The sequence below is a fragment of the Asticcacaulis sp. AC402 genome (assembly GCF_000495835.1).
Lineage (GTDB): Bacteria > Pseudomonadota > Alphaproteobacteria > Caulobacterales > Caulobacteraceae > Asticcacaulis.
Map to the genome: position 1 here is coordinate 25890 of NZ_AWGC01000021.1, position 16634 is coordinate 42523.

Sequence of the window (16634 nt, forward strand, 5' to 3'; positions counted from 1 at the left end):
CTCAGCCGCCCTTGACCACCATGCAGTCGAGCCGCTTGGCCGAGATCTGAGAGCAGGCCTTCTGCGCCTGTTCCTTGGTCATCGACGCGAAACGCGTGCGGTACCAGCCGGCCTCCGACTTGCTGATGTCGGAGGTGGCATCGCCCAGGGCGGTGCTGAACTTCTTCTTGATGCTGCTGACCCAATCGCTGGCCAGGGACTTGTTCTTGAAGGCGCCGACCTGGATCGCCCAGATGGCATTCGGATTCTTTTTCTTCTTCGAAGGCTTGGCTTCGGCGACCTGATCGGTGAGGCGCTTGCCGGATTTTGCGTCGGCTTTTGGCGCGTCCTTGACCACAGCCTTGGCGGCGGGCTTGATCGTCAGAGTCTTGACCACATCGGGCGCCTTGACCGAAGCGCTGACGGTCTGAACATTGTCGTCGACGGCATTGGCCTCTTCGCTAGCCTCCAGGACATTGCGCAGACCGTCGTCGCTCAGCGGTTCGTTGCTGGCAAGGGTCGTGTATGGGTTGGCCAGAATAGTGTAGGGCTTGGGCTCATCCGGCAGGTTGCGCGCGGCGAACGCCTTCGTGAACTCGGTCTGGGCCACGGTAATGACCTCTCCGTTGGCGCGGCGGTCGAAGATGTCGAACCCTGTATTCATCAGGAAGCTGACATGCTCGCGGCGCTGGGACTTGTTGTTACCGCCCAGCATGACGGCGATCAGGCGATGGCCGTCCTTCACCTGGGACGCCACCAGATTATAGCCGGCAGCATTGGTGAAGCCGGTCTTCATGCCATCCACGCCCGGCATATTGCGCAACGGGTTATGGTTGACGTAGGTACGGCCGCGGTAGGTGTAGCTGGGCAGGCTGAAATAGTCGTAATACTGCGGATAGTCGCGCATGACGGCACGGGCCAGGATGGCCATGTCGCGCGCCGACGACAGTTGGCGCGGATCGGGCAGGCCCGATGCATTCATGAAACGGGTCTGGCCCATGCCCAATTCCTGGGCCTTGATGGTCATCAGGGCGGCAAAACGCTCTTCGGAACCGCCGATCTTTTCAGCCAGGGCGACAGCCAGGTCGTTGGCCGAATACAACGCTACGAGGCGCATGGCCGAATCGACGTCGATGGTGTCGCCGGCCTTCAGGTACACCTTCACCGGCGACTGCGACGCGGCGTTGCGGCTCATTACGATGGAATCGTCGGGCTTGAGTGTCCCCATGGCAAGGGCGTCGAAGGCCATGTACAGGGTCATGATCTTGGTCAGAGAGGCGGGATAACGCGCCGAATCGGCCTTGGCCGAATAAAAGACCTCGCCGGTGACGGCATCAACGACGATGGCGGAGTAACGCACGTCGCCACTCAGGTCCTGGGCACGCGCCTTGAGGGGCGCAAACAGCACACATGCTGCGAGGAGTACGAGCAGCAGGCCTTTCATGCCCGCCGCTGTTCCCACCGGCCTGTCTTGCAAAGCAATGGATGTAGCCTGCCCGAATTTACGCATCAACACGTCCTCAACTCTGGTACAAAAAGCACTGGCGCCGTAATAAGAAAGCAATCTGGTCCCATTGCGTGTGCGCAAGAGCAGCATAACCCGAAAAACCCAATTATGTCGCCTCGTTTTGTTAACCCGGGGTTAAACACACCGATTTGTGACCGCTCACAGGGAGCCCTGTGATCGCAAGGGCTGGCTATACAAGACAACCACGACCGTTGCCGTCACGCCAAAATTCTCCCATCCCACGCGAATTGTCGCTTCACATTATCGTTAGCGCATTGTGCGGTGCACAATAAATCTTGACTTCGTTTTGCGGTTGCGTTAAAAGTCAAATCAAGCCGGACAGAAGCCCGGCAGATCACACCCACGCACGCGGCTTATTGGCAGTCGTGCGGCAACCCATAAGAAGCGGAGCATCATCATGGATACCGGAGCCGAAACCATCAAGGCCACTGTCGACAAGTTCGCCCTGGCCGGTAATCAAGCGTTCAAGGACCAGGTCGAAAAGACCCTGGGCGCCCTGAACGAAGTCAACAGCCTGTCCAAGGGCAATGTTGAAGCCGTCGTCGAGTCGCTGACCGCCGCCACCAAGGGCGCGGAAACTGTCGGCGCTCAAGCCCTGGCCTTCTCGAAGAAGAACTGGGAAGAAGCGGTTGCTGCCACCAAGACCCTGTCGGGCGCCAAGAGTATTCAGGAAGTCATCGAACTTCAGTCGGCCTACGCCAAGTCCTCGATGGAAGCCTATGTGTCGGAAATGAACCTGCTGACGGAAACCCTGTCGGCTTCGTTCAAGGACACCTTCAAGCCGATCAACGCGCGCATGACCGCCGCCGTCGAAAAGTTCCAGTCGTACCGCTAGAAATCATCCCGCTCTAAGACGCGACTGACATCTCAGTAGAGTGCTGAAACCCCGGACCGGATTGGTTCGGGGTTTTTGTTTGCGCCGGTATTGCGCTTTAGGACTCAGCTTTTGCCGCGATGCAGGGGCGATCGATCCACCGGCGCATGAGCGGATCCTTTAAAGCGGCCAGGGCGTAGGTAATGGCCGGTGTCGCGTCTTCATTGCGATGCTGAATATTGATTGCGATGACACTGCGCGAACACAGCGTGCCCGCGTCGTCGGCATGGGTTTTCTCGATCACCAGAGCCAGGCTGTGCACGTCCTGCCCGGCGCGAATCCGGCCAGTCCCGGTCTTGGCGAAACAGGTATAGTCGTAGCCATCGTCCGATGCGGTGTTGCACAGCGACCCTTCGCTCAACAGCCGTTTGCCTGTGCCTGCCGGTTGGGTTAGCGTCCCCTTCATGCCGGTACGGATCGCCTGGTGCAGACTGTCCTCCAGGCCCATGGCCGGGAACGGGAGGCGGTGATAGCCGTCGCGTATACCATCGCGGGCCAACAGGGTTGCTTCGATCTTGCGGTTGCTGACAATGCGGCCATAGGTCTGTGCCATGAAGAGGCTCGACCACAGCGACCGGCTGCCGCCAAGGACGCTCATATAGTAGTCGGGCGTGACATTGGCGACCTGGGTCAGGCACAGCGCCGGCGGGTTCAGCTCATAGGCCGGGCCCAGTCGCTTGCCGCCCCACAAGGACGCATCGCCGTAGTCCGGCGTCGCCAGGCAATGGCCGGGTGCGATATCGAAATAGTCCTGAAGATAGCCGCGCCATTCGCCCGCCACCGACGGGTTCTTCAGCATGGGCGGCGCTACCTTGTTAATGCGCTGGTCGCCCAGCCAGATACCCTGTTCGTCCTGCAGGGGGCGGCAATTCTGCTCGCAGGTCAGCGGCGATCCGTTACGCAGACCTGCCGCCATCAGGGCCACGGCATAGCGGTTGCTCGACTCGGCGATAAACCGGCTGAATTCGACCGGAGCGCCGTGGCTGTGAGATTCGAAGGCGGCCGGATAGCCAAGAACTCGTCCCACGGTTGCCGCATTGTCGGCAACCCTCATGGCCTGCAACTGCGGCCACCTTGCCGCAATGGCGGCGGCAAACGGCACCTTGGCAGCCGACCCTATCGACAGGTTCATAAAATTGGCATTGCGGTCGAGGCGCGGATCGTTCTGCGGCTCTGCATCCAGGAGGTCCTGACTGACGAATGGAAAGCTGGGCAGGGCGGCCACTTCGCCCGTCACGCCATCCATGAAGACGGCGGCCGCCAGGATGTTGCGGCCGGAGGCGGCGACCTGCGGCCGCATCTGCGCTGCCAGCAGGCTATTGGCCTCCAGGTTCAACCGGCGGTGCAGCGACAGGCGAATCTCATTGGCGCTGGTTAGTTGCGGTGTCAGTTCGGGCGCCGAGCGTTCCAGATACCGCGCCAGTTCGACAAAACCATGGTCGTAATAGCGCGTGCCCTGGCCGTCGGTCGCCGCCATTGTGCCGGAAGCGCCGGACACCAGCAGCCGAGCGGGCCGAGAGCCGGCGGGGCCGGTTTCGATGCGCAGGATCGTGCCGGAAGCCAGGGCAGCCTGCGTCACAGCCTTGCCGTCGGCATACAGCCGGCCACAGGTCGAAGGCGCCAATCCCATGGCGTAGGACTGGATGCCATTGTCGACCACCGGCTTTAACTCCAGGGCACAGCCGGACGCAACGACCGGACTACAAAGCCCCGCTTCCTGGCCCTGTGGCGGAATGACCCGGCGCTCATTGGCACCTATATCGCAACTGCGGCCCCGGTCGAGATCGACGACCTGGACGCGATCGCTGTCGTCAAAATCGACACCGGCCGAGGCGTAGACGATGCGTGGCGGTACAACGGCCTGATCGATATCGTTGTCGTAGTAGAGGCGCGTAAACGCCTGCAAACCGGTGATGCGATTGCCGCGCAGTATCCAGGTATCGGTGCCAGGCCGCTTCATGTCGTCCTTCAGATAGGACGCAAGGGCGAAGTCCCGCACCGTCCGATAGCAGTCAGCCTGCGCACGGCATTCGGCAGAGATGGCGACCTTATTAGCGCCGCGGCGGGTGGCATTGCCCTCCAGATGGCCCGCTTCGAACAACCCGTTGACGGTGTCGGTATAGGCCGTGCCGCGATCGGCGGTCTTTAGCCCGGTCGGCCGTGGCGCCAGGATCAGGGCGCCGAGGATGACCATGACGGGAAAGGGACTCAGCAGGAGCGGCTTAAGGAAGCGCAGGGACGCAAGCTTCATGACGGCCTCGCCAGGCGCAGGCCGATGATCGCCATCGCCACCAGGGTGAAGCCTTCGGCCAGGTCGCTGCCCGAGGAGACGGCCAGGAGGTAGATGTTTCGGCCGGTGAACGGCACCCAGCCCAGGTTCGCCAGCACCATATAACCCGCGGAAAATGCGAGGGTCCATAAGGCCAGTTGCGCCGTCAGACGCCCGGCGCCGGCTGTCCCTGCCGGGATCGCCTGATGGACACTGAACACAACGGCCGCCAGGAACAGAACTGCCCCGAACCGTCCGAAGGGATGCATGATGTGCACGGCCGACAGATTGTCGGAAAAATGCAGCGCCTGATAGCCAAACACGCCCAGACCCTGGTCTGTCAGATAGCCCGTGCCGGTCAGCGAGGATGTAAAGGTGCCGATATCGCGCCAGAACTGGGTGTTGGCAACCGCCACGCGTGTGGCGAAGCCCGAGACGAGATCGCCATGGAACTGATGCAGCAGGCGGATATCGTTGCTGTCCTGGAATTTGAGTGCATAACGCAAGGTTTCGAGCACGCCGCCGGTAGGGGCAGCACCGTGAACATAGGGAAACAGCCACAGCAGGGCGGCCAGGCCAGCGATCGCGGCGGGCAGGGCGGCCAGCCAGGGCCACCGCCCCGCCCCCCCTTGCCACTGCCACGCGACAGCGAAGGCCACGGCCAGGATGGGGAAGGTCTGGATGATGGCAAAGCCGTGGTCGCGCGTGGTGAACGGGACCAGGATGACGGCGACGAGCACGAGGGCGCCGAACACCACGGCCTGGAGCAGGGTCTTGACCGGGGAACGCCCGACATGCGCCAGATACAGGCCGAACCCCGGCAAAATTACCGCCAGATAGGGCAGGCTAACGGCGATCACGGCCCGCTCGCGGATACCGAACGCCCAGAAGGCGATCAGCCGCGCCACCGCCGCGCCGGCGATCAGGGCGATGGCGAGGACCGGCAGATCATAACGCGCCGCCAGATCCGTTACCTTCGCCGGCAGCTTAAGTTGGGTGATCCAGGTTTTCGCCGCCACCATCGGCCGCTCCAGCGCCGGCCATCCCAGGGCGGCAGCCGCAACGATCACAACCGTCAGGAACGGCCGGTCGAGCGATCCCGTCCACAGCCAGATCAAGCCGAATACCACCGTCAGAACGCCGGCCAGGAGCAGGCGGGGCCTGACGCCCAGTTCCCGCAACGGCCGCAGGCCCATCATGGCCACCGGCAGGGCGACAAAGGCGGCAACGACGTCGCTATAGACGTCCGACGGCACAATATTGGGATCCATCAGGCTGCCGCGCACGCCGATCAGCAGCCGCAGGGTCAGCAGGTATTGCATCAGCCCGACCAGGACGTATTCGGTGCGGTCGCCTTGCCAGGCCTTTGCCCCGACCCGGTCGGCCAGGATCAGCGCAAAGGCGACAAAGGCCAGCATCAGCCAGGGGATGCGCATGCCCTGGACCGAAAACCTGAGCGCGGCATCGTCGGGATAGCGGCTTTTGACGACAGTGAGTTGCTGACCGGTGACGCTGAAATCGCGGCCGTGGAAATCACACAACGACGTCGCGCCCCCCAGCAAAGGCCCGTCATCGGCGCGATTCATTGGCGACGCGGCGCGATAGCTGCCGTCGTCCCTCAGGCTGCCATTGCCAAGAGCGGTAAAGACCAGGGATTTTTCCGGAGTGCCGTAGTCGACCATCGGATTATCGGCTGACAAGCGCGTCAGGCTTAGCCGGGGATTGTCACAACTGCCGGCGCGTGCTGCCAGCGGCGTCTTCGGCCGCAGCACCACGCCGGTGCCGGTGTCTTCGATGGCCAGGGTTTGGCGCGACACCATGCGCGTCGGTCCACCCAGCTCCGGATCGGGCAGGTCGAGTCGAAACAGCGACACGCGCAGGGCCTGCTGCGGCGTCAGGGTGATTCGCGTTTGTGCCGGCACCGCGCCTTCGATGCGGACGTCCGGATCCAGCGCCAGCAGGTGCCACCGGCCGTCGGGCGTGTGAAAGATCGCCGACTGCTTGCCGGCAAAGGCGGGCGGGCGGAAGACAAGCTGGTAGTAATGCGGCGTCCGGCCGGAAACGTGAGTCTCGGCCAGGGTCTTGCGCCATTGCCGGGCGTCGAAGGCGAAAGTCTTGCCGCAGGCCTTGTCCAGGCAGATACGCGCCGCCTTGCCGAGGTTGACGGCCTTGTCGAAACGGAGCACGTCCTTGTCGCGCCAGGCCACCACCATGGCCGGCCGCCCCGTCTGCGGATCACCTGGCGTCGTCTGTAGGGTGACAGTCCGGCTTTGCGTCGACACCGTTACAAAGTCCTGATGTTCAGCGCTTGCCGGCTTGTAGCCCATGTCAGCGGCATACGGCTTGACCACGAAATCGGCGTAATCGTGATGATCGCCGACGATCAGAGCATCGGGCGCCGGTGTTTTGGGATCGGCCATCAGCGCGGTCAGGTGCACTGACAGCGATTCCCGGTTGGGACTGGCAAAACCGATCAGGAAAAGGACGCCGATCAGCCCGAACAGGGCCGCAGAGCGTATCCATGACCCCAGCCGCGGCTTTTCCCATTGCGCCCATAGAAACAGCAGGGTGCAGGCACAAAAGGCGACGAAGGTTGGCCCGATCTCCACGGTCTCAGCCACCGATCCGTCGGAAGGCACTCACCGCGACCGGCAGAGGCGACAGCACGAAGGCGATCAGCCCGAAAAGAAGGAAAACCACGGAGCTGGGCAAGCCAACCTCCTTCAGGTTGGGCCGGGCCAGCAGGTTGGCCGAAGTGCGGCAGGGCGACGCCGTGTCTCCGGCGATGACCAGCCGGCGGATGACCCCGGTCTCTGCCCGCGACCACAGGCTTTGTGGCATGGTGCAGACCTTGTCGGCGTACCACACAGCCTTGTCCGTGCTGCAGCCGCCGTTACCGGCGCACGGTGCCGGGCGGATAAGCGGGTCTTTCTGTGGCGCTGTCGAGGCGCACTGGGTCTCCATCTGGCAAACGCCCGTGCGTACGGCCAGGACCCGGCGCTTCTGATCCAGTTCCCCGAGCCAGGCATAACAGAAAGCGGTGTCGTAACCGGCGCAGGCGCGGTGCGCGGGTTCGCGATCGAAGGCGGCGGCATTGAGATCGGCGTGGATCCAGCGGTCCTGGGCCAAAAGCAGGAACCAGGCCAGCAAGAGGGCGACCAAAAACCAAGCCAGCAGCGGCAGGTGATTACGCCGGTCGCGATAGATTTCCGTGTAAAAGGCCAAAACCGCCTTCAGCATGTCCATTACGGCCGGCCCTTCTTTGGCGTCAGTGGCTTGGCACTTTTGCGGCCCTTGATGTGCATAATGAATTCATAAAGCTTGCCGTCCCGGTTGTAGCGGCTGTGCAGGTCCAGGCTTTCGAAAATCCATTCGATGACGTCGTAGACTCCGTCCTGGCCCAGCCGGTAATTGATACGCGCCTTGTCGAGGCCGGCAAAGGCGGTGATGAAGCCGTATTTGCGGCTGGAGAACTTGCTGGCCAGCGGCTTCATCCCTTTGATGTCCTGTTCCATCAACTGGTCCGGGGCCATGGTCAGGCGCGCCCGCCCGTCCGCCGCCTCGACCTGCAGGCGCTGTGTCGCCATGGCAGCGACCCCCGGCGACCGCAGCATCAGCGCCAGGTCCAGGGCTCGCGCCTGGTCGCGCCCGGCGCCCGGCGCCACGGGCTTTTCTGGCAAGGGCGCTTGTGGCAGGGGCGTTTGCCCTCGGGCGGCTTCGACCTGGCGTTCCAGCTGATCGGCCTTTGACAGCGCGATATAGATGGGCGGCGACTTGGCCTTGGCATAGGGCAGGCGCACAATGTTGGAGATGAAGGTGTGCATTTCGCGCTCAGCGCGGCAATGGTCGGCCAGCCGGCGGATGACCTGGGCGAGCGTCCTGCGGGACTCGTGCGTGACCTCCCCAAAGATGGTGCGGTCGAAGTCCTCGCTCTCGCCCAGGCTCTCCTGCTCCAGATAACTGGCCAGGGCCGCATAGTAGTTTTCCTCGGCGATCAGCGGTTCAGCCTTGCCCCGGATGATGGTCTCGGTCGTCAGTTGCCCCAGGTAGGCGGACACATGTTCCGGCAGCCGCGCATCCTCCAGCCCCAGACCGGCGAGAGCGTCATCATAGTGGCCCGCCAGCCATGGCAGGACGCCATCGGCGTCGATGAAATCGCCGTACAGGTGACCGGAGAAGGCGATTTCTTCGGCGGGCAGCAGGATAACAAGGCCGCGCGACTTGGCGAAAACCGCGTCGATGGCCGCCTTGACCTCGGGCCGAAGGCCTTCGGCCGCGCCTTCCTGCTCGAGGTATTCGCGGAAATATTCGCCCGGAATATCGACGATGGCGAACTTCTCGTAGGCTTCGTCGAACTCGAAGATGTGGACACTGGGTACCGTGGTGCTGGCGATAAAGGTGCCATTCTGGGCATAGCCCGGCGTGCAGCCGTAGGGCGAGTCGTTTTGCTGGATCTCATACTTGAAACGGTTGAGGAAGAAGGTCTTGCCGGCGGTCGGGAAGCCCAGCAGGGTGATAATCTTCATGTCCTGGTTGTGGCAGGCCTTCATGTCGCCCAGGAACACGGCGACCTCCCTGTCGAGCGGCGTTTCGGCCGGGTGTACGGGTTCGACCGGCGGAGGCGGTGCCTTGGCGGGCGCGTCGGGTATCGCTTCAACAGGCGTGGCTGCCGGCGCCGGCCTCTCCGGCAACCGGTTCAGCGCAATGACATTGGACGGCAGTGTATCGGGGGACGGCGGCGTATCGGGCTGGGCAGGGCCGGCCTTCAGTACCGGCACGCCGATCTCGTCGACTCCTTCGCAGATGGCGCAGCGCGCCTGGCTTGGCGGCATGTCGCGGCCGCAGTTGCTGCAGTGGTAGTGAGCTTCAGCCATATCGTCTACTCGCTGGCATGTCCGTCTGGTAGATCAGAAGGACCAGTTCGATTAACAGTTGGGTCTTGATAAGGGAGGCCGCCCCACTCAGATGGCGGTTCAACATGATGGCCATGCCCGGCAGGTCTTTCCGGCCAGACAGTTGGCGCGCCGCAGCCGAAAGGCCGCGCGCCGTGCTCTCCCGGAGGTCGTCCGACATAAGCCGGTCGTAGAAGACGATCGCGACGTCTGCCGGTACATCGCCCAGGATACGGGCCAGATCCTGCCGGGCCGCCAGTATGGCGAGCAGGTCATGGCGCTCAGCCAGGCGCGCGACAAGTGCCAGGTCCAGTTCGCCGCACAGGCTCGGACTGTCCAGCATAAGGCCGCAGACCGGCCCCAAAGACCTCAGTAGCGGACGATTGTCCGCGAGTTCGAATATTTCGAGCGTTCTGCGAAGCTGTCCCTTATGGGCGTCCGATTGCAGGAACCAGGCGAACAGGCGCTGTGACAAGCGGGTGAAAAAGCCAGCCAACTCGCTTTCGGGGATGGTGGCAAAACGCAGGGTCTGTGTCAGGGCTTGATCGTAGTTCATGCCGGCGACAACGCGCGTTGCGACGGTCAGTATCTGGTCATCCAGTGTCGCCGCCGCAGTGTCAATACGCTGGGCTGCCAAGGCGCGGACCTCTGGAGCCAGGAGCTCCAGGAAGCGTTCGCGGATGCGGATCGGCATCGGCACGTCGAAGTGATTGCCGTCGAACCCCGCCGCCGTCATGCGCGCGGGCTCAAAGCCCACGGCCTGGGTTTCGCGCCCGGGCGGCACGACGATCAGGGCCGCGTGACCCAGCACGGAGGCCCAATGCGCGGAGGTGGCCCAGGTCAGCGTCGGCGCCGTCTCATCCTGTGCCACGCTTCCCAGGATCGAGGTCAGCACGGTCTCGGCGGCGGATCCGTCGGTTACCACCACCCGCCGGTACCACCGCGGCGCGAGGCCATCCCAGCTATGCGCAGCGATCGCCGGGTCGCTAAGGCCTTCGACGGTCAACGGCTTGCGCGCAAAGCCATCGCTGCCGTCCGGCTCAGGCAGCAAGGACAGCAGGGCTACGCACACCCTTTCCTGTTGCGGGCCCATGGCGGCCGGCACGATGACGGCGTTGGCGAAACAGGCGAACCCGCTCTGCGTCCGGCCCTGGTTACGTGCGCGCAGCACAAGGCAGTCGCCGCCGGGCAAGGGCAGACACGCCACCACCTCGGGCTCGCCTGACTCCGCCCACCGCGCCAGAACCAGCGGCAGATTGCGTGCCTGGGCCTCGGGAGATGTCCTGTCGTCAGGCGCCTGCGCCTGGGCGCGAATGCGGAAATCGCGTCCGCGTCCGTCCGGTCCGATCATCAGGGTGGAAAAGGTGGCCATGGGGACGTCAGTTGCCGGCCGAGATCGAGGTGCCGCCGGGCGTCAGTTCGGTGTCGTCGGCGACGCTGGTCGCAGGTGGCTCACCAACGGACGCATTGTTGGCTGGCTTCATCACATAGGCTACGGCCAGCATGACGCAGGTAACGGCCAGAACGGCGCAGGCGATGACCGCCAGCCTGCCGTAGCGGCCGAACGCACTTTGGCCCTCGTCGGCACGCCGGGCCACGGCCTGGTCGACCAGGCCGGGCAGCACCTGGTTGAGATACTGCGGCAAGAGGCTGTCGACCTGATTGCGGGTGTCCTGACTGACACGCTCGGCTATGGTGTCGGCCAGGGACGGCATCCGGCTCCCGGGCACCCTGGCCGCTGCGCCATCGACCAGGAAATGCAAAAAGCCCTGCGCCAGTTCCCTTTTCTGCGCGTCTTCGTCGTTGGACACCATGGCTGCTTCTCCGTCTTCCAGAGCGGGATGGGTTTTGACGGACTCAAAACCGCGCTCTAAGTTTTGTTTTGTCTCGGGCTTCTAGTTTTGTCGCTGATTTTGTCCCTGGCGAATCCAGTCGCGGCATGCCAGCCCGTCCAGGCGCGCATGGTCGACGCCGCGCACGGTCAAGGCGGCAAACGAAGCCATGCCGCCAATCAGGTCGATGTCATAGGGATAGCCGAAATAGTGCATCGCAGCCAGGCAAAGTTCGGCATCTGTATTGCCGCCCTCGGACGCCGAATTCACCAGCTTCAGGGCTTCATCCTGTTTGATCAATGTTGTCCGCCCGGCAAAAAACAGCTCGGCCGCCCTGAAGCTGGCATCGGCACTGCCCAGTGCCCCGGCACGTCTGTAGGCTGTGGCCGCAGAGTCGTACTGAGCGGCTTCGGTATCACCGTCGCCGCGCCGCAGATAGAGGTCCATCAGCCGGCTGTCGGTGTCGAACCCGTAGGTTTTGGCGACTTCGAAACGATTGATGGCGCTGATCAGGGCGATCTTTTGCGGTGCCCGCGTTGAGCCCGGTGACAGCCTTTGTGCTTCCTCGGCATTGAAGCTGTCCTGTTGGCTCCAGGTATCGAAAATCTGGCCGATCTGGTAGTTAGCGTCGCCATAGACGCTGCGATTGGCCCGGATAAAGGCGCCATCCGGCTTTTTCAGTACGCCGGCGGCCGGGGCATAGTGGTCGTGCCTCTGCGAAAGGCTCAGCCCGGTATCCAGTTTGGCGACCTTGTAATTGGCGACCTTGCCCTGGGCGGTGGTCCGGTCGCTGACTGCCAGGCGGTAATAGTCGAGCGCCGTCTTGCCACCACAGGCGTCTTTTTTTTCGCATAACACGCCGAGCGTATAGGCAACCCAGCTGTAGTCAGGTGACAGCGTATCCGGTATCTTGTTGAGCGCCTTGGCACACAGGGGTTGGGCGTCGGATGCCGCCCGGCCGACGGCAGTGCGGCAGTCCTCGACGGCTTCACGGGCCTCACGTGTCCGGCGCTCTGTCGCTGCCTGTTTCCAACTGTCCAGTCCCACCGTCAGCGCGGTGATGGCAAGCGGAATGGCCACAACGGCCACCAGAATTATGACCATCACGGGTATGCGTCGCAAGCCTGTCGGCGCGGCAAGGGGTGCCACATCGGGCTTGGCCGGCGCCGCAACGACAGGCCTGGCCGGCGCGACGGGTTTGAAACCGTCGAACCAGGCGCCGAGGCTTTCGGCCCGGGCCTTGCGCGACAGGGTTAGCCCTGTCCGCACGGCATCGGGGGCGGCGCCCACATCAGCGGCGAGATCCTGGGTGCGAATATCGGCCGGATCGCGACCCGCAAACAACCGGAACATAAGCGCGCTGGCCGCGAACATGTCCGCCTCATGGCCGATAGCGGCGCGCTTCATGGCGTCGTAGACCTCCGGTGCCGCGTATCCAGCAGGCCCGGCGACATCGGAACTTGCCACGATATCGATCAGATCGCGATAATCCGGCGCCCGCCCGGCGAAGACGATCTTGCCGTGTTGCCAAAACACAGTGTCGGGGCAGATCGTGCCGAGCACCAGTCCGGCGTCGACCACGGCTTTCAGGGCCATGGCGAGGTCGCGTGAGCTGTCACCCGTCGCGTCAACCAGCCGCTTGCCCGGCGCCTGGGTCACCACCCAGTTGCCCTTGGCGACAATGACGCCCAGCAGGTTGGGATGCACGCTCTTCATCACGGTCTGAAACGCTTCCGCGACCCTGGCGTAGGCCGCGTCGAAGCGGGCTTCGGCCGCGACGATACTGCCGCCCTTCGTTCGCCGTATCAATCCCTGCGGTGCGAATTCGTGCACCAGGACCCTTTGGCCTTCGTAAACGCCCTCATAGAGAAAGCGGTCGAAAAGACGCGCCCGTATGCTGCTCAGGCGGAGCTTGTCGCCGAAGGCCGCGACGGTATCGAGCGGGTGCGGGGGAATCAGACTCATTGCGGACTAATAGACTTTCAGGATTACGCCTTTTTGACGACAAACCTTCTTTGTCAGACATCGCGCCTGCGCGGAAGCAGAAGATCTATGCGCGCAGCATCAGCTTGATGATAAGTCCCACGAACGTGACCGCCGCAACACCCGCCAGCCACAAACCGGCGAACCACAGCCATTGCGTGACTTGGCGCGGCGGCTTCAATGGTAGCCCTCCCCGGGGTCGATCTTGCCACGGAACACCCAGTAGGCGTAGCCAGTATAGACCAGGATAATCGGCACCAGAATGGCCGCGCCGACCAGCAGAAAGCCCAGCGACTTGTCCGGCCCGGCCGCCTCGTGGAAGGTGAGGGCGCCCGGAACAATGTAGGGATAGAAGCTGATGGCGATGCCGGCATAGCTCAGAACAAATAAACCCAGGGCCGCCAGGAACGGCGTCAGGTGTTTGCCCGTCCGCAAGCCATGCCAGAGCGCCAGGGCGCACATCGCCAGCAACACGGGCACGAATCCCGAGAAGACGGCGGTCGGCCAGCCAAACCAGCGTTCGAAATAGAGGCGGTTGATAAATGGCGTCCACAGGCTGATCACGCCGATCAGGCCCAGGGTCCCGGCGGCCAGGATCAGCGACCATCTGCGCGCCTTGTCCTGGACGGCGCCCACAGTCTTCAGGTTCAGCCAGGTTGTGCCCAGCAGCCCATAACCCACGACGACCGCAACGCCAGTGGTCAGCGAAAACGGCGTCAGCCAGTCCCACCAGCCGCCGGCATATTGCCGGTCAGCGATGCGGATACCCTGAACCAGGGCGCCCAGGGCAATCCCCTGGGTGAACGCCGCCACCGTCGAGCCCATCATGAACCCGATATCCCAGACAGGCTTCCAGCGCCGGGTGCGCCAGCGGAACTCGAACGCCACGCCCCGGAAGACGAGTGCCAGCAGCATCAGGATCAGCGGAACGTACAAGGCCGGCAGGACCGTGGCGTAGGCCAGCGGGAAGACCGCCATCAACCCGCCGCCGCCCAGGACCAGCCAGGTTTCGTTGCCATCCCACACCGGCGCTATCGAATTGGTCATGATGTCGCGGTCGTGTTCGTCCCGGAAGACGGAAAACAAGATACCGACGCCCAGATCGAACCCGTCCAGTATGACGTAGGCCAGGACGGCGAAGGCGATCAGCGCCGCCCAGATGGTGGGAAGATCAAACGCCATCGCGGGGCTCCTGAGCTGGCGTAAGGCCGGCCGCGCGGACAGGGCCTTTTTCCAGTTCCTGCTGCGGCAGCAGGTCGGGCGGTGTGCTGACCAGGCGGAATATGTAAAACACGCCGGCGCCGAAGACGACGAAGTAGGTAATGATAAAGGCGATCAACGAGGCGGCGACGGCTGGGGCGTCGATGTTCGACAGACTGTCTGACGTCCGCATCAGGCCGTAGACCGTCCACGGCTGGCGGCCGTTTTCCGTCGTTACCCAGCCGGCCAGTACGGCGACAAATCCCGATGGCGCGACTGCCACTGCGGCTCTGAGCAGCCAGCGATCCGAGTAAAGTGTCTTGCGCCACCGCGCCCAGAGAGACCACAGGCCGACCGCCATCATAAGCAGGCCCAAACCGACCATGATACGGAAGGACCAGAACACAATGGCCGATTTCGGCCGGTCGGCTTTCGGCCAGGCCTTAAGTCCCTTGATCTCGGCGTTGGCATCGTGGGCCAGAATCAGCGAACCGAGTTTTGGTATCGCAACGGCGTAACGGGTCTCCTCCGCGTCGTCGTCGGGTAACCCGAACAGAATCAGCGGTGCGCCCTTGTGCGTCTCGTAATGACCTTCCATGGCGGCGATCTTGGCCGGCTGGTGCTCCAGTGTGTTCAAACCGTGCATGTCGCCGGCAAGGATTTGCGCCGGCGTCAGAAGCGCCGCCATCCACATGGCCATGGAGAACATGATTTTCGCCAGCCGGTTGTCGCGGTCGCGCAACAGGTGCCAGGCACCGACTCCGCCGACAGCAAAGGCCGTGGTGAGAAAAGCGGCCAGAACCGTATGGACCAGGCGGTAGGGGAAGGACGGATTGAAGATGATCTCGACCCAGCTGACCGGCACGAAAAGGCCTTCGGGGGTTATGGCGTGGCCCTGCGGCGTATGCATCCAGCTATTGGCAGCCAGGATCCAGAAGGCCGAGATGAAGGTGCCGAGTGCGACCAGGGCGGTGGCGAGCAGGTGCAGTTTGTCGCCGACCCTTTTCCGCCCGAACAGCATGATACCCAGGAAGCCGGCCTCTAGGAAAAAGGCCGTCAGGACTTCATAGCCCATCAGCGGCCCGATGACGGCGCCGGCACGGTCGGAAAACCGTGCCCAGTTGGTGCCGAACTGATAGCTCATGACGATTCCGGAGACGACGCCCATGCCAAAGGTGACAGCGAATACCGTCTTCCAGTAGTTGAACAAACGCAGATATGCCTCGTCCCGCTTCCAGAACCAGAGGGCGTTCAGCACGGCGAGATAGGAGGCCAGCCCGATCGAAAGGGCCGGGAACAGGAAATGGAACGAAACGGTAAAGGCGAACTGGATGCGGGCCAGGATTTCGGCGGTGAATTGCATGTCGCGGCGCCTCCAATTGAGCGCGGCCGGTGTTTGCCATAAACCCGATCGTAATCCCATGTGGCGTGCCGCCGCAGCGACGCTGGAATAGCGAAATGCCGACAGTCTCCGCGTCGATGGTTTGCGCCTCACCGGGCACAACCTACCGGAAACCACGAAGCCCCGGCGTAGCGGTCTGGCCACAGGACTGTCGCATTTTAACATCAGCAATGATCTGTGATCGTTTCACGTCCCATTTGTGCATTTCCCCCCTTAACAGCGTTTCAGTTTGGACTATCTTGTTATTTCGCTGCGCCATCCTATTTCAACTTGGTCGCGGCACGGGCCTTGCCTGATGCGGAAAGGGCGGGGCTTGAAACGTAAATTCAGATGAGGTTGGTTTTGTTGCGAAGGTATTTCCTGGCTTCCGGTGAAGCCATTACGGCGGCTGACAAGGGCTCCGCGGGTACCCGCCCGGCGGGTTCGCCGCTTGCCATCGTCGATACCAAGCCTAAGCCGCAAAAACCGTCTCTGTATCGAGTTTTGATTCTCAACGACGACTACACGCCGATGGAATTCGTCGTCTACGTCCTTGAGCGGTTTTTCAACAAATCGCGTGAGGAAGCGACCCGAATTATGTTGCATGTGCACCAAACCGGTGTCGGGGTCTGCGGCGTATATACGTATGAGGTTGCGGAGACGAAGGTGGCCCATGTCGTCGACATGGCGCGCCGT

At 62.9% G+C, this 16634-nt stretch carries 12 protein-coding genes; 2 read left to right on the top strand and 10 right to left on the bottom strand.

Annotated elements, in window-relative coordinates; genetic code table 11:
• Position 1 precedes the first annotated feature (1 nt).
• On the bottom strand, positions 2–1489 hold the full coding sequence (locus tag ABAC402_RS33260) for a D-alanyl-D-alanine carboxypeptidase (protein ID WP_031235744.1): 1488 nt from the start codon (positions 1487–1489) through the stop codon (positions 2–4).
• A 415-nt stretch (positions 1490–1904) separates the two neighbouring features.
• Here ABAC402_RS33260 and ABAC402_RS33265 point away from each other — a divergent pair, with 415 nt between their 5' ends.
• Positions 1905–2342 carry a phasin family protein gene (locus tag ABAC402_RS33265; RefSeq protein ID WP_023450157.1) on the top strand — a complete coding sequence of 146 codons (438 nt, stop codon included), beginning with the start codon at positions 1905–1907 and terminating at the stop codon, positions 2340–2342.
• Between the two features lie 97 nt (positions 2343–2439).
• Here the strand turns inward: ABAC402_RS33265 and ABAC402_RS33270 are convergent, their stop codons facing one another.
• The 9 genes from ABAC402_RS33270 to ABAC402_RS33310 all read right to left on the bottom strand — a co-directional run bounded on the left by ABAC402_RS33270 (position 2440) and on the right by ABAC402_RS33310 (position 15920).
• Positions 2440–4632 (bottom strand): hypothetical protein, encoded by a 2193-nt coding sequence (locus ABAC402_RS33270; protein ID WP_023450158.1) that lies wholly within the window; start codon positions 4630–4632, stop codon positions 2440–2442.
• Complete coding sequence (locus ABAC402_RS33275) at positions 4629–7271, bottom strand: hypothetical protein (protein ID WP_023450159.1); 2643 nt, start codon at positions 7269–7271, stop codon at positions 4629–4631. Before ABAC402_RS33275 ends, ABAC402_RS33270 begins: the two co-directional genes overlap by 4 nt.
• On the bottom strand, positions 7264–7896 hold the full coding sequence (locus ABAC402_RS33280) for a hypothetical protein (protein WP_023450160.1): 633 nt from the start codon (positions 7894–7896) through the stop codon (positions 7264–7266). The genes ABAC402_RS33275 and ABAC402_RS33280 overlap by 8 nt, the downstream gene beginning before the upstream one ends.
• On the bottom strand, positions 7896–9524 hold the full coding sequence (locus ABAC402_RS33285) for a hypothetical protein (RefSeq protein ID WP_023450161.1): 1629 nt from the start codon (positions 9522–9524) through the stop codon (positions 7896–7898). The genes ABAC402_RS33280 and ABAC402_RS33285 overlap by 1 nt, the downstream gene beginning before the upstream one ends.
• The gene (locus ABAC402_RS33290; RefSeq protein WP_023450162.1) at positions 9517–10914 is read right to left on the bottom strand and encodes a hypothetical protein; all 1398 of its coding nucleotides are present in this window, start codon (positions 10912–10914) and stop codon (positions 9517–9519) included. The genes ABAC402_RS33285 and ABAC402_RS33290 overlap by 8 nt, the downstream gene beginning before the upstream one ends.
• A 7-nt stretch (positions 10915–10921) precedes the next feature.
• On the bottom strand, positions 10922–11356 hold the full coding sequence (locus ABAC402_RS33295) for a hypothetical protein (protein ID WP_023450163.1): 435 nt from the start codon (positions 11354–11356) through the stop codon (positions 10922–10924).
• A gap of 81 nt (positions 11357–11437) precedes the next feature.
• Complete coding sequence (locus ABAC402_RS33300; RefSeq protein WP_023450164.1) at positions 11438–13339, bottom strand: sel1 repeat family protein; 1902 nt, start codon at positions 13337–13339, stop codon at positions 11438–11440.
• Positions 13340–13534: 195 nt separating this feature from the next.
• Entirely contained in the window at positions 13535–14539 is a 1005-nt protein-coding gene (gene cydB / locus ABAC402_RS33305; protein WP_023450166.1) for a cytochrome d ubiquinol oxidase subunit II, read from the bottom strand.
• The gene (locus ABAC402_RS33310) at positions 14529–15920 is read right to left on the bottom strand and encodes a cytochrome ubiquinol oxidase subunit I (RefSeq protein ID WP_023450167.1); all 1392 of its coding nucleotides are present in this window, start codon (positions 15918–15920) and stop codon (positions 14529–14531) included. The genes cydB and ABAC402_RS33310 overlap by 11 nt, the downstream gene beginning before the upstream one ends.
• Before the next feature lie 474 nt (positions 15921–16394).
• Between ABAC402_RS33310 and clpS the strand changes: the two genes are divergently transcribed.
• On the top strand, positions 16395–16634 hold a 240-nt coding region (gene clpS / locus ABAC402_RS33315; RefSeq protein ID WP_155847411.1), incomplete at its 3' end, for an ATP-dependent Clp protease adapter ClpS.

What these genes read in the sequence shown, in the direction of transcription:
- ABAC402_RS33260 (WP_031235744.1), bottom strand. Translation starts at nt 1,489, where the DNA reads ATGCGTAAATTCGGGCAGGCTACATCCATTGCTTTGCAAGACAGGCCG.
- ABAC402_RS33265 (WP_023450157.1), top strand. Translation starts at nt 1,905, where the DNA reads ATGGATACCGGAGCCGAAACCATCAAGGCCACTGTCGACAAGTTCGCC.
- ABAC402_RS33270 (WP_023450158.1), bottom strand. Translation starts at nt 4,632, where the DNA reads ATGAAGCTTGCGTCCCTGCGCTTCCTTAAGCCGCTCCTGCTGAGTCCC.
- ABAC402_RS33280 (WP_023450160.1), bottom strand. Translation starts at nt 7,896, where the DNA reads ATGGACATGCTGAAGGCGGTTTTGGCCTTTTACACGGAAATCTATCGC.
- ABAC402_RS33285 (WP_023450161.1), bottom strand. Translation starts at nt 9,524, where the DNA reads ATGGCTGAAGCTCACTACCACTGCAGCAACTGCGGCCGCGACATGCCG.
- ABAC402_RS33290 (WP_023450162.1), bottom strand. Translation starts at nt 10,914, where the DNA reads ATGGCCACCTTTTCCACCCTGATGATCGGACCGGACGGACGCGGACGC.
- ABAC402_RS33295 (WP_023450163.1), bottom strand. Translation starts at nt 11,356, where the DNA reads ATGGTGTCCAACGACGAAGACGCGCAGAAAAGGGAACTGGCGCAGGGC.
- ABAC402_RS33300 (WP_023450164.1), bottom strand. Translation starts at nt 13,339, where the DNA reads ATGAGTCTGATTCCCCCGCACCCGCTCGATACCGTCGCGGCCTTCGGC.
- cydB (WP_023450166.1), bottom strand. Translation starts at nt 14,539, where the DNA reads ATGGCGTTTGATCTTCCCACCATCTGGGCGGCGCTGATCGCCTTCGCC.
- ABAC402_RS33310 (WP_023450167.1), bottom strand. Translation starts at nt 15,920, where the DNA reads ATGCAATTCACCGCCGAAATCCTGGCCCGCATCCAGTTCGCCTTTACC.